The sequence below is a fragment of the Enterococcus sp. DIV0176 genome, from assembly GCF_050528535.1.
Lineage (GTDB): Bacteria > Bacillota > Bacilli > Lactobacillales > Enterococcaceae > Enterococcus_B > Enterococcus_B thailandicus.
The window spans coordinates 1,928,613-1,942,885 of the sequence record NZ_CP172879.1; the positions used below are offsets into that span (position 1 = coordinate 1,928,613).

Genomic DNA, 14,273 nt, shown 5'->3' on the forward strand with positions numbered 1-14,273 from the left:
ATTCATTTTATAAATCCTGTACTTTCACGTTTTCACTTTTTTTCACAAGGAAATATACACCATATATGGTATATTCACTTATTTATACATCGACAAACCCACTACATATAGTTGCCCGTTTCACTAATTTGTTTTATGATAGACAAGAACAATTTAGTAGGAGTTGAGAAGATGAAGGTAAACTATAAAGAAATTCCAGCCAATGAAGTACAAGCATCAACAATCAAAATCATCAAACGTGATGGTCGTCACGTCGACTTTGATGAACAAAAAATTAATGAAGCACTAGTGAAAGCTGAAAAGAAAGTTCATGGCTCTTTATCTCCACTTGCCTATGAACGTATTCAGACAATCGTTGATTTAGTCGTTACTGAAATCAATAGTCGTTTTGTTGAAAATGTTAAAATCTATGAAGTTCAAAATATCGTTGAACACATTCTACTTGAAAAAAATGAATATGAACTTGCTGAAGAATATATCAATTATCGGACACGCCGTGATTTTGAACGTAGCAAAGCAACTGATATTAACTTTTCCATCGAAAAATTGATTAACAAGGATCAAACAGTCGTCAATGAAAATGCGAACAAAGACAGCAATGTTTTTAACACGCAACGTGATTTGACTGCCGGAATCGTTGGTAAGTCAATTGGCTTGAAGATGTTACCTCCTCACATTGCCAATGCACATCAAAAAGGCGATATCCATTATCACGATTTGGACTATCATCCATATACACCAATGACTAATTGCTGTTTGATCGACTTTAAAGGCATGTTAAATAATGGGTTTAAAATTGGAAATGCTGAAGTTGAATCACCAAAATCAATTCAAACAGCAACTGCCCAAATCTCACAAATCATCGCCAACGTAGCTTCTAGCCAATATGGTGGCTGCTCGGCAGACCGTACAGATGAATTACTTGCCCCATTTGCTGAATTAAATTACCAAAAACATTTAAAAGATGCGAAAGAATGGGTCGAAACAACTGAGCGACAAGAAGCTTATGCCAAATCAAAAACGAAAAAAGATATTTTTGATGCGATGCAAAGTTTAGAATATGAAATCAATACGCTGTTTACCTCTAACGGACAAACACCTTTTACTTCTCTTGGCTTTGGTCTTGGTGAAAATTGGTTTGAACGTGAAATTCAAAAAGCCATTCTACAAATTCGAATCAACGGACTTGGAAGCGAAAAGCGGACAGCTATTTTTCCAAAACTTATTTTTACCCTCAAAGCTGGCGTGAATCTTGCTCCAACTGATCCAAACTATGATATCAAAGAATTAGCTTTGGAATGTGCAACTAAACGGATGTATCCAGATATTTTAAATTACGATAAAATCGTTGAACTAACTGGTAGCTTCAAAGTCCCAATGGGTTGTCGCTCATTTTTACAAGGCTGGAAAGACGAAAATGGAACAGAAATCAATGTAGGACGCATGAATCTAGGTGTTGTCACACTAAACTTGCCTCGAATTGCAATTGAAGCAAAAGGAAATCAAGAAAAGTTTTGGCAATTATTATCTGACCGTCTTGAAATCATGAAAGACGCACTTGTTTATCGTGTAGAACGTTGTAAAGAAGCTATTCCTGCGAATGCGCCTATTCTATATATGTATGGTGCTTTTGGCAAACGTCTGTCACGTACAGATGCCGTTGATGAATTATTCAAAAACCGTCGGGCAACTGTCTCTCTTGGTTATATTGGTTTATACGAAGTCGCCTCTGCTTTTTATGGTGGTGAGTGGGAATCAGATCCGGAAGCAAAAGAATTTACCTTAGCTATTCTTAAAAAATTAAAAGCCAATGCAGATAATTGGGGTGATGAATATGGCTATCACTTTAGTGTATATTCAACACCAAGTGAAAGTTTAACTGATCGTTTCTGTCGTTTAGATACTGAAAAGTTTGGCATCATTGATAACATTACAGACAAAGAATACTATACAAACAGTTTCCATTACGATGTTCGTAAAAATCCAACACCTTTTGAAAAACTTGATTTTGAAAAAGATTACCCACAATATTGTTCTGGTGGTTTCATCCACTATTGTGAGTATCCAATGTTGCAACAGAATCCAAAAGCATTGGAAGCTGTTTGGGACTATGCTTACGACAAAGTTGGTTACCTTGGAACAAATACACCAATCGACCACTGCTATGAATGTGGTTTTGAAGGTGATTTCACTCCAACAGAACGTGGTTTTGAATGTCCTGAATGTGGCAACCACGATCCAAAAACTTGTGACGTTGTTAAACGTACTTGTGGTTATTTAGGTAATCCACAAGCTCGCCCAATGGTTCATGGACGTCATAAAGAAATTTCTTCTCGTGTAAAACACATGAAGTAGTCCATTACCCGATTGTAAAACTGAAAGTTGTGATAAAAATCAAATTGCTTTTTGTCACAACTTTTTTGATAAGCACTTTTCCACTAATTTAGATTACTTTGGTAGCTAAACTGCAAGAACTTATACTATAGAAAGAAGTGTTTTGATGAGAAATCCAAAACCAAAAGAATGGTTAGCTGAAGATTATAGTCAAAATTATATTGCTGACTATAAAGCATTTAATTTTGTCGATGGCGAAGGTGTCCGCAATAGCTTATACGTCAGTGGTTGCCTGTTTGCTTGCGAAGGTTGTTTCAATAAAGCAGCTCAAAATTTCCGCTATGGAAAACCATTCACTCAAGAACTAGAGGAACAAGTAATCGAAGACCTTCGCCATGATTATGTTCAAGGTTTGACCTTACTTGGTGGGGAGCCCTTTTTGAATACAGATGTTTGTTTGCAAGTTGTTCGTCGAATCCGTCAAGAGTTTGGTCATACTAAAGACATCTGGTCGTGGACTGGTTATACTTTTGATGAATTGTTACAAGACTCCGAAGATAAGCTAGCTTTACTAGCAGAAATCGATATCTTAGTTGATGGTCGTTTTGATCTTTCCAAACGTGATTTGAAACTACAATTTCGTGGAAGCAGCAACCAACGAATTGTCGATGTTCAAAAATCTTTAGCACAAAATAAAGTCGTTATCTGGGAAAAATGCTTCGACGCTACTCAAACATACGAGCAAATCAAAAAACAAGATTTGATTTGACAACAAGCACAACCAGCTACCAGAGTTGATTATTCAGTCAACTTTGGTAGCTGGTTGTTTGTTTTCCTATTTTAAATTTATTATTTAAACATTCGGTTGCTTTGGCCACGCCTCTTGATAAGGATGTCCGGTTAATTCTTCTACTACATCTTTTGCTTCTGGTGTCACCATTGCTTTCAAGCCACCATCTTCCAAACGATCAATTTCATGTTTCAACACTTCATGCGTTTCACGATTCAATTTAAACGTCAGAGCCATCACTAAAGCACAAGAAATCAGAACGACGGGTGCAATAAAGAAAATCAAGGCGATGCCCGTTTGAATATGGTGAGGGGTATTCGTAAAATTCGTCATTGTTTTTGAATCAAAACCAATCGCTGCTAGTAAAATCCCGGCAATCCAAGAAGCTAATGCACCAGTTGATTTTCTAAAGAACGTCATCACTGCTGCATAAATTCCGGCACGATCGCCTCGAGTCATCATGCGGTCAACATCTGGAATAAAGGGAAAAACATTCCAAGGTGTAAATTCTAAAATTGCACGCGCACATTGATAAAATACGGAAATAATTACTAAGACCCAAAAAGCATTTTGGACGTGCAGTGCCCAAGTTAAGAGGTACCCAACCATCGTAACAATAATCGTAACGTAGCTTAGCATAAATAAGTAACGAGGACCACGAGTTAACATCAGGCGTGCAGCCACCAATGTTGCAATGATTCCAAAAATGGAAAGTGCTTGAAGTGTCCACGGTGTATCCTCTTTTACGCCATGAATACAACAAATAATAAAAGTTGGTAACAACGTAGAATAAAAATCTTTCCCAGTAAATGATAATAAGTAAATACCTAAATGTTGACGAAATGCTCGATTTTTGAACGTTGAAAAATAATCTTGGACTGTTTTCTTCATAAATTCGCCTAAAGATAATTTGGGTTGACTTTCTAACTCTGCTAAAAATTCAGGCGTTAACGGACGTTCCCACGTTGTTCGGTAAGAAATAAAAATCGCAACAACAAAAATCACCGTCCAAATAATGCCCGTAATCAGATAAGCATTTGGGTTTTCCATATGCTGCAACGCTGCTAATACTAAGAAAACAAGTGCTGTCCCCGTTGCAGAAATAAACATACGCGAGCTAGATAAAATCGTACGCAGATTATAATCATCGGTCATTTCTGTTGGTAAAGTTTCCCACGGAATCAAAATCATGGCAATTGCAAGTTCGATTGCTACATAAATAACTAGATAATAGATCCAACTATCTGCCTGAACCCAGAACAACGGAAAGAGAATCGTAAACAAAATTCCGCCTAATAAAATAAAGAAATGACGACGTCCGAAACGTTGACCTAATTTTGTCCGATAAAAGCCATCCGTAATCGCACCAAAAAATAACGAAAACATGGCGTCAATGATCCGACCAATCCCTGTGATTGCTCCGGCAAACGCTGGATTGATTCCTTGACTCAACACGAAAGCGAAAATAACACCTGAAACGATATTATTCCAACCACCACCCATTAAATCAGTTAATCCATAGGCAACTCCTCGACCAATTGTAATTTTTTTCGGTTGATAAACCCACTGCTTATTTTTGTCCATTTCTCTTCATCCACCCTCCGTCAACTTTCAAAAAAGCCAAAATATTCATGTGCATTGCCATAACAAATATCTTTGACGATCTGTCCCAAATATTCATCTTCCTCAGGCAATCGGCCTTGATCGACCCATTCACCTAAGAGCTGACATAATACGCGACGGAAATATTCATGACGTGGATAACTCAAGAAACTTCGAGAATCAGTCAGCATCCCAGTAAAGTTAGCCAACAAACTTTGTTGTGCCATAATCGTTAGCTGATTGCGCATTCCTTCACAAGTGTCGTTAAACCACCACGCACAACCCAGTTGAAGTTTCTGAACAATTTCTCCTTGAAAACTTTGCATCGCTGTTGCTAATGGTAACCAGTCATTTGGATTCAACGAATATAAGATTGTTTTTGGTAACTGATTTGCCTCTTCTACCTCAGCAAATAAGTTTACGATATTTTTTGTCAGTTCACTTTGATCCCCCATTGAATCACCACCAACATTGATTCCGATTTCTCGTTTCATTTTCGTTGAGTCGTTGCGAAATGCGTTCATGTGCATCTGCATCGTCCATTGACGCTGATGATATTCTCCCATCAAATGCTTTTGGATTGCTGTTGTAAATTGAGCCACTTCCGTTGTTGTAAAGTTCGTTTCTCCAGTTAGTGCACGTGCTAAAATTGCATCTAATTCTTCATTGGTTGCCGGCGCATACACAAACGTATTCAATCCTTGATCCGCTAAACGTCCCCCCATTTCGTGGAAAAATGCTACACGATTTGATAAAGCAATTGTTAAATCTGCAAACGTTTGAATTGATTGTTGTGCACTCTCACCTAGTTTTTCTAAGTATTCACGATATTCTTCTGTAGTAATTGCCCAAGTGTTATCTGGACGAAAAGTTGGCAATACTTTAAAGGAATTATGTTCTTGTGCTAATACTGCATGATACCCTAAGTCATCAGTAGGATCATCGGTTGTGCAGATTGCTTTAACTTTCATCATTTCTAATAATTTTTTTGGTCGATATGCATCGGTTTGAATTTTTTCATTGGCTTGTCGCCAAATTTCTGGTGCATTTTTTTGATTAATGATTAAATCAATAGCAAAGTAACGACGCAACTCTAAATGAGACCATTCATAAATTGGATTTCCCGGAGCTTTTTCCATTGTTCGAACAAAGGCCAAAAACTTTTCATAATCATCACCATCGCCACTAATTAGTTCTTCAGCGACACCATTAGCTCGCATCAAACGCCATTTATAATGATCGCCTGCTCCGCGATCGTTGAGCCAAACTTGAGTTAGGTTCTCATACTGTTGATTTTCAAAAATGACTTTTGGCTCTAAGTGACAGTGGTAATCAATAATTGGTTCATCTTTGGCATACTGATGGAATAACTTGCGTCCTACTTCATTGGTTAATAAAAAATTTTCATCTAAAAACATAGTTAAGCGCTTCCTTCTTTTTGATTTTTATTCAGAGGCTGAACTTAAAAATTGCTCAGCCTCATTCCTTTTCTGTTGACGTTAAAGATGATTCCTTTCAATTATTTTTGATTTTCTTTTTCTAATGCTTCCCAAAGACCATTCAAATACACCGCCCCAAGTGCGCGATCATATAAGCCATAACCCGGGCGTCCTGTTTCCCCCCAGATCATTCGTCCATGGTCAGGACGGATATAACCATTAAACCCATTGTCATACATTGCTTTTAAAATTCGATACATATCTAATGAACCGTATTCTGATTTGTGTGGTGCTTCATAGAAATCTTTTTCTTGGATAAATTTGATGTTACGAACATGGGCAAACGGAATCCGATCTCGTTGACAAAATTCTGCCATGATTTCATAAACATTATTTGCTGGGTCTTCCGCAATGCTACCTGTACACAACGTAATTCCATTTGCAGGACTATCAACTACTTGACAAATCCAGTCCAAATCTTCTCGATTTTTCACGATTCGTGGCAAGCCAAAAATCGAATACGGTGGATCATCTGGATGGACCGCCATTTTTATACCAACTTCTTCACAAGTCGGAATAATCGCCTTCAGAAAATAAGCAAAGTTTTCGCGTAACTTAGCTTCATCCACCTCTTTATAGGCTTGAAGTAATTCTTTTACTTGTGCCAAACGTTCTGGTTCCCAGCCCGGTAACTCAAAGTCATTGCTGGAATTTTCAACTTTTTTAATAATTTCTTCTGGATCTTCCGGAATATCTGCTGCAATATACGCTAATGTTGAGGAACCGTCTGACAAGCGATAATCGAGATCGGATTTTACCCAGTCAAAAACAGGCATGAAATTATAACAGATTACTTCAATACCAAATGCTGCCAAATTTCGAATCGTTTGTTGATAATTTGCAATATATCGGTCCCTACTTGGCAAGCCAATCTTGATATCATCATGAACGTTAACACTTTCTATAACTTTTAACGTTAAGCCTGCTGCTTCAATTTCTTCTTTCAGTGCTTTGATTCGTTCTTTCGGCCACACTTCTCCAACGGGGATATCCATAAGTGTTCCCACAATCCCCTTCATCGCTGGAATTTGTCGAATTTCTTCTAACGTAATCTTTTCTTCTTGTGAACCGTACCATCTAAAAGTCATTTCCATGATTATTTTCCTCCGAAATTTGTTAAGTAGGTACGAATCGTTTGTCTAACTGCTCCTGGACCTACTAACATTTCTGTTACTATTTGTTCAATTTTTTCGCCAAGGCCTACTTCATATAAATTTGAACCAAAAATTGTTTCATTGGCTAAAATACTTGCAACACTTTGATGAATTACCTCTGGCGATTGTTCACCTAAATGAAGACTTGCCAGCTGCTCCTGTAATTCAGCTAACAATGGATCAGGGCTTGGTACAAATTCATTTCCTTCATCATCAACTGCCAACAAGTAACGTAACCAAGCTGCAATTGCCACTGGAATAAATACGAGAGATTGCGCAGCTGACTTTTCTGTATATTTTTTAATGGTTTCACCAAAACGAATTGCCACTTTTTGCGAAGTATCGCTCGCAATTCGTTGCGGTGTATCAGGTATGTTGGGATTAGGCAATCGTTTCTTAATCACCTCATCAATGAATTGTTTAGGATCAATTATTTGGGGATCTTCTACTACTGGTAGGCCTTCTTGATACCCAATTGCTTTAATCAATCCCACAATCTCTTCGTCTTCCATCTCAGCTGCAATCGATTGATAACCAAGCAAACAACCAGTAATTGCCATTGCCGTATGAAGTGGATTCAAACATGTTGTTACTTTCATCACATCTGCTTTATCAACAATTTCCTGGCTCGTAAGGATGACACCTGCCTTTTCCAACGCAGGGCGCCCATTTGGAAAATGATCTTCGATAATCAAATAATGAATAACCTCTGTATTCACAAATGGTGCAATATTCGTGCGTTTTTCTGTATGAATAATTTCCATATCAACAAAACCGAGCTTCTCAAGTTCCGCCTGTACAATTTTTGCGGGGTTTGGTGTAATGCGATCAATCATGCTCCAAGGAAAGGTTACTTTTTCTGAATCAGTTAAATAATCAAGAAATTCATTGGAAACAAACCCTTTTTCTTGCCAGCATTTGGCAATTGTCAGTACGCTATTTTGGAATCGCTTTCCATTTTGCGAAAAATTATCAGTTGAAATCATGGCAATCGGTAATTTTCCCGCTAAAAATCGTTTGTGTAATAATGCGGTCACAATGCTCATCGTATGTTGAGGAGCTTCAAGACCATTTTCAATATCTGCTTCTACTACTGGGAAAAATTTCCCAGCAGCGTCTTTCAAGTGATACCCTTTTTCAGTAATCGTAAAGGTGGTAAACTGTAAGCTAGGATTTTCAAAATAATGAACAACTTGTGCAAAACTTTCTTTCTCACTAGGATGACAAAAGAAAGCATCTGCTGTTGCAGCTAAAAGCTTTTTATCTAACATTCCATCATCATGCATCACTACTTCCACTACATCACTATGAAATGGTTTGTAAGCCTTCTCAATTATTTCTTTGTCGAAAGTTTCACATACAACTATACCAGCAGCTAATTCTTTTTTATCAGCTAACCGTTGTGCAATCTCTGCGTGAAACCCACGATATAAATTTCCACCACCAAAATGAAGCCACACAGGTACTTCTTTTCCCTTTTCCTTGACTGAAGCAACATCATAGTTAGGAATAGTAATTCCTGCCTGTTTTAACTCAGTTAGTGATTTTTGCCAATCTTTTAAGTCAATCACAGAATCCCCCCAAACTGATATATCAGTTGTTTTGATACTTGCATTATATTCGCCCATTTAGGCTTTGTCAATACGTCAATTTCATTTATTTTTATCTTATAATTAAAAAAACAGCAAATACTAATATATCAGAAAACCCAAAAAAGGGTGTGGCATAAGTCTTGCCACACCCTCTTTTTAAGAGTAAACGGTGTTCCCCAAGCAGCTTCTCGCACTAATTCATAACTGTCCAAAAATATGAAATGCTATTTTTGTCAGTTGCTCATTATTTTTTCGAAGCTGAACGTTTGGCGCCACAACCTTATTCACGGTGTTCCCAAACCAACTCCTCGAGATAGCTTGCATTCACTTCAAAATATAAAGAGCTATTTTGAGTGCTTGCTCGCTATCTGTTCGGAGCTAAGCAGTTTGCGCCACAACCTTATCCACGGTGTTCAAGAAGTAACTTCCTCAAAATAAGTCTAAATTACTCAAAAATTTGAGAAAGATTTCTGGTAATTTATTCTTATTTATTGGAGCTAGGCACTTCTTTTACAACATCTCCTAATCAATCCTTCAAATCCCATAAAGGTAAAACAATATTTTCATAGGTCATAGGATCTAAGTTCGTAAGTGTGATTCCTAACAATCGAACACCCTTCTCTACGCCCAAAACTTCTTCCCAAATCAAACTAGCTTGATAATATAGAGCTTCTTTTTTATAAATATATTCAGGTAACGTTACCCGCTTCGTAATTGTTGAATAGTCCGTATAGCGAACTTTTAATACGACTGTTTTTCCATGCTTTTGAACTTTTCGTAGTGCTTCTTCTACCTTTTCTGCCAACTGTCGAAGCTGTGCCAAAACAGCTTCTTCTGTTTGCAATGGCTGACCATAGGTATGCTCTTTACCAACTGATTTTCGCTCTCGAGTCACGTTGACTGGAGAATCATGAATCCCGCGAACTTTTCGATAAAGTGAATAGCCCATTTTTCCAAAATTTTGAATCAGCTGCATTTCACTCATTTCATATAAATCTGCACCTGTAAAAATTCCTAGCTCATTCATTTTAGGAACTGTTTTTTTACCAACACCATGAAATTTTTCAATTGGTAATTTTTTCAAAAAAGACACCGCTTCTTGAGGAGTCACCACAGTAATCCCTCTTGGCTTTTGATAATCAGAAGCCAGTTTTGCCAAAAATTTATTGTAGCTGACTCCTGCCGAGCAAGTTAAATGAACAGCTTCCCAAATATCTGCTTGGATCATTCGAGCAATTTTAATTGCTGATTTACACCCCACTTTGTTTTCTGTCACATCCAGATACGCTTCGTCAATACTGACAGGTTCAACGATATCCGTGTACCGGTGAAAAACTTCTCGAACGATTTGGGATACTTCAGAATACTTTTGATGATCGCCAGGTTTAAAAATAGCTGTTGGACACAATTCAAATGCTTTTTGCGCACTCATCGCTGAGTGAATTCCATATTGTCTGGCTTCATAATTTGCTGTTGTCACGACACCCCGACCACCAGTATCACTTGGATGGCGAGCAATAACCAAAGGATGTCCTCTGAATTCTGGATGATCTCGTTCTTCAACCGAGGCGAAAAAAGCATCCATGTCGATATGGATGATTTTTCTAGATGTATCATTATGTAAAGGAAACTGTAGTTCCATATTTATTCACCTCGACCTTACTCTCTTTGTTATTATAGTCGAACTTTTGTTCCCTATCAAGCAATTGTGATTTAAATCTTATGTTTTGAAACGTGCGTGATTATTGATAAAGAGCGTTACTTTTTTTGTTGCTTAATCATGAAATGGTTCCATTTACTCGGTGCAAAATCATTCATTCGGTTCGCTTCATGCAAAAAGGAAGTAAAAACGATAGACTACTCACCATTCCAGCTAGTAGACGCTAAATTTTTATCATCATTAGATATGAAAAAACTTTCAATCTAAAATTTGGTTAACAGCCCTTTATTAGTCTATGGAAAGGACTTTTTTATCGTTGAAACTATTTCGTCCACATGTAGAAACACCTAGCTTTTGTTTCGCACGTAAAACAGATGAAACCGACTAAAGTCATTAATAAACAAGCGTACACATTTCTGAAATTCAACACTCCTCTTCCCACTTATTTTGAGTAACATGTATTAAATCAGCTTTTAGACAAAAAGTCGGGAACAAAACACATGCTTTGTTCCCGACTTTTTGTCTATTACGTTGAAATTTTGTTCTCATTCATCTAATTCATGAAATTGTCGATAGACTTCTTGCTTTTTCAGATGATTCATTGCAGCCACTTTTTTAATAGCAGCATTTGGTTTCTCACCAGCTGTAATCAACGCCTCTACTTGCTCCTTCAAAGAAACTTGATTGACTTCCTCTGCTTCGATCAGGCGACCATCATCGCCCGCAACCATCAAGCAACATTCACCTTTGATTTGATTTTCTTTTAGATACATTAATAGTTCGTCTACGTCTCCACGTAGATATTCTTCATGGATCTTCGTTAGTTCTCGACATAGAACCACTTGGCGATTTCCAAATACCACGCGTATGTTTTCGAGTGTAGCACTTACACGGTATGGTGATTCATAAAAAATAAGTGTTGCTGTTTGGGTCTTTAATTGCGCCAAAGTTTCTTTTTGTTCTTTCTTTTTCCTTGGTAAAAATCCATAAAATAAAAATGGTTGTGGTACGAGACCTGAAGCAATCAAAGCCGTGATACCTGCCGTAGGTCCGGGTACCGAAACGACTGGGATTCCTTCTTCGATACATGCGACGACTAATTCGTGACCAGGATCGCTAATAGAAGGCATTCCCGCATCACTCACTTGGGCAATCGATTGTCCTATTTTCAATTGCTCGAGTAAGTACGGAATTCGTTCTTTATAGTTATGTTCATGCAAACTTTTTTGTGGTGTCTCCACTTCAAAATGGTTTAATAATTTTTGTGTATTACGTGTATCTTCACTTGCAATCAAATCTGCTTCATGTAACAGACGAACACTCCGGTAAGTCATATCTTCAAGGTTACCAATCGGCGTAGGAACAAGATACAAAGTTCCTATACCTGAATGATCCTTAAAACTTTTTTGATTATACATTTCCTGCCTCCTTAATAAAAAAAGAGCGAAGACACAAGTCGAACGACTCACGTCTTTGCCCCTAGCATAGACAACTTTTTAGTATTAGCGTCCACTTTCACGATAAATGACTTCTAAACAAAACGCGCAAGGCTCATCATTTTCGCGACGTGAACCATAGAGGTCATAACAAACATGAAATCCCTCTTCGTAAATTTTTTCTAAATTCATTCGGGATTTTGACAGTTCTTGTTTGACGCTTTCAGCAGGTGCTTCTGCCACTTGATTCAACTCACGCAAATGTTCACGCAGGCGTTGGTTTTCCATCTCAAGCGTAGTATTTTTTTCGACGATTTCATGAAGTGCGTGCTTCATTTCTACTAATTCAGTTAAGGTATTTCGTAATTCTGATTCTAGCTGGTTTAAGCCGTCATATAAAGATCGCTTATCCATTCATCTCACCTACTTGAATGAAGTCTTTTAATTCATCCCATTCATACTCCACTGGATTTTCTCGTCCTGTCAACCGAACTTTTACAATTCGGCTAAGCAGGTTTAATCCTACGACTTTCCCTTTACCATCAGGTGTTTCAATCATTTTTCCAAAGTCAGGGAGTTCTTTTTTTGCCGCCTCATATTCTGCGCTCTCATATTGCAGACAACACATCAACCGTCCACATAAGCCAGAAATTTTTGTTGGATTCAAAGAAAGCCCTTGATCTTTTGCCATTTTGATTGAAACCGGTACAAAATCTCCTAAAAATGTCGAACAGCATAATGGTCGACCACAGGGGCCTATTCCACCAATAATTTTCGCTTCATCACGAACGCCAATTTGACGTAACTCGATCCTAGTCCGAAAAATACTTGCTAACTCTTTCACCAATTCCCGAAAGTCAATTCGTCCATCAGCAGTAAAAGAAAAAATCATTTTACTTCGATCAAACGTGTACTCCACCTTCACGATTTTCATTTCTAATTCGTGTTCGCGCGCTTTTTGTTTGGCGATTTTTAACGCTTCGGTAGCATCTTGTTGATTTTTTTGTTCTTTTGCTAACTCGGTAGCCGAGGCTTTATGCAAAATGGGTTTGACTTCTTCTGGTAAATCTTGGGAATCAAGTTCTCGTTTGGGAATGGCAACTGTTGCAATATGTAAGGTTTGTTGAGATTCGACTAACACCTTATCATTATAAAAATATTCAGAATCCCCTGGCGCAAAATAATAGATATGCCCAGCATCTCTATAACGGACGCCTACTACTTCTACCATTTCCAACCTCCTTGGTTACTCAGCTATAATTAAAAAATCGTTTGTAAAACGAACTGTTCAGCTACTGCCTGAAAACTCACATTACTGCGTAGTTTTTGTTCAGCAACTAAAATATGTTCAATGATTTGATTGGCTTTTTTTGTCTTGTTTGATTCTTCAGCAAAAATTGCTTGCTTTTGTGCTTCTTGGAAATAAAATAACAGAATTGAAAGTGCCATAAACTGTTGACTTTTTTCCTTAAATACTTTGGTCAATTTCTTTTGGACATAGATAAATGCTTGTGGGTCTTGCTTTTGTAGATAGGTGAACCACTGATAAATCGAGTCCTTAGCCTCATTAAACCATTCATCTTCTGAGATTTCAACTGCTTTTCGTAAACTGTTGGTTAAGAATGCCAAAAGTTTCGCTTTTTCCAATGGAATTTGTTCTTCTTGTAGCTTGTGGATTAAAACTTCTTTTGAAAGTTCTTGAAAATGCAAAACTTGGCAACGTGATTGAATCGTTGGTAAAATTCGGCCAATCGCATCTGTTTCTAAAATCGCTAGAAAATCACCCGGTGGCTCTTCTAAGAACTTGAGTAGACTATTTGCCGCACTCACATTCATTTTCTCTGCTTCCTTGATTATGAAAACTTTCTTTTTTGATTCATATCCACTTCGACTAAATTCTGTTTGTAAACGACGAATTTGATCTACCTTGATTGTTTGCCCTTCAGGTTCGACCACTAATACGTCTGGATGTTCGTTATTTTGAATCCGCTGGCAGTTATTGCAAACACCACAAGGCTGGTTATCTGTTAATTGTGTACAAAATAAATGCTGAGCCAACCAAATACCCATTTCATGTTTACCCGTTCCTTTTTCGCCCTCAAAAAGATAAGCATGAGCGAGGCGCCCATGCTCAAAACTTCGTTGAAGCTGTTGATAAACGAAATGTTGCATTTGAGCCAGTTTCACTAACTCTTCTTGTTTCATA

The 14,273-nt window shown here is 37.7% G+C and carries 11 protein-coding genes; 2 read left to right on the forward strand and 9 right to left on the reverse strand.

The window, feature by feature from the left end; genetic code table 11:
- Positions 1-171: 171 nt before the first annotated feature.
- Together nrdD and nrdG are read left to right on the forward strand one after the other, a co-directional pair.
- Positions 172-2,355 (forward strand): anaerobic ribonucleoside-triphosphate reductase, encoded by a 2,184-nt coding sequence (nrdD, locus tag IGJ66_RS08970; RefSeq protein WP_067480422.1) that lies wholly within the window; start codon positions 172-174, stop codon positions 2,353-2,355.
- Between the two features lie 145 nt (positions 2,356-2,500).
- Positions 2,501-3,103, forward strand: a complete 603-nt coding sequence (nrdG, locus tag IGJ66_RS08975) for an anaerobic ribonucleoside-triphosphate reductase activating protein (protein WP_067480419.1) — start codon at positions 2,501-2,503, stop codon at positions 3,101-3,103.
- A gap of 84 nt (positions 3,104-3,187) precedes the next feature.
- On the opposite strand, the gene IGJ66_RS08980 is transcribed toward nrdG, so the two are convergent.
- From IGJ66_RS08980 to holB, 9 genes are all read right to left on the reverse strand, one after another.
- The gene (locus IGJ66_RS08980) at positions 3,188-4,708 is read right to left on the reverse strand and encodes an MFS transporter (protein ID WP_067480416.1); all 1,521 of its coding nucleotides are present in this window, start codon (positions 4,706-4,708) and stop codon (positions 3,188-3,190) included.
- A 20-nt stretch (positions 4,709-4,728) separates the two neighbouring features.
- The gene (gene uxaC, locus IGJ66_RS08985) at positions 4,729-6,144 is read right to left on the reverse strand and encodes a glucuronate isomerase (protein ID WP_086270785.1); all 1,416 of its coding nucleotides are present in this window, start codon (positions 6,142-6,144) and stop codon (positions 4,729-4,731) included.
- Positions 6,145-6,245: 101 nt separating this feature from the next.
- On the reverse strand, positions 6,246-7,319 hold the full coding sequence (gene uxuA, locus IGJ66_RS08990; RefSeq protein WP_430616516.1) for a mannonate dehydratase: 1,074 nt from the start codon (positions 7,317-7,319) through the stop codon (positions 6,246-6,248).
- Between the two features lie 2 nt (positions 7,320-7,321).
- Positions 7,322-8,950 (reverse strand): mannitol dehydrogenase family protein, encoded by a 1,629-nt coding sequence (locus IGJ66_RS08995; protein ID WP_430616517.1) that lies wholly within the window; start codon positions 8,948-8,950, stop codon positions 7,322-7,324.
- 547 nt (positions 8,951-9,497) lie between these two features.
- On the reverse strand, positions 9,498-10,613 hold the full coding sequence (gene dinB, locus IGJ66_RS09000) for a DNA polymerase IV (RefSeq protein WP_071868185.1): 1,116 nt from the start codon (positions 10,611-10,613) through the stop codon (positions 9,498-9,500).
- A gap of 563 nt (positions 10,614-11,176) precedes the next feature.
- Positions 11,177-12,049: a 16S rRNA (cytidine(1402)-2'-O)-methyltransferase gene (gene rsmI, locus IGJ66_RS09005; protein WP_270659599.1), complete on the reverse strand. Its 873-nt coding sequence runs from the start codon at positions 12,047-12,049 to the stop codon at positions 11,177-11,179.
- A gap of 84 nt (positions 12,050-12,133) precedes the next feature.
- Positions 12,134-12,481, reverse strand: coding sequence for a DNA replication initiation control protein YabA (locus IGJ66_RS09010; protein WP_067480400.1), 348 nt, complete (start codon positions 12,479-12,481; stop codon positions 12,134-12,136).
- A complete protein-coding gene (locus IGJ66_RS09015; RefSeq protein ID WP_067480397.1) occupies positions 12,474-13,298 on the reverse strand; it encodes a PSP1 domain-containing protein in 825 nt (274 codons plus the stop codon). Before IGJ66_RS09015 ends, IGJ66_RS09010 begins: the two co-directional genes overlap by 8 nt.
- A gap of 29 nt (positions 13,299-13,327) precedes the next feature.
- Complete coding sequence (gene holB / locus IGJ66_RS09020; protein WP_218657894.1) at positions 13,328-14,272, reverse strand: DNA polymerase III subunit delta'; 945 nt, start codon at positions 14,270-14,272, stop codon at positions 13,328-13,330.
- Position 14,273: the final 1 nt, after the last annotated feature.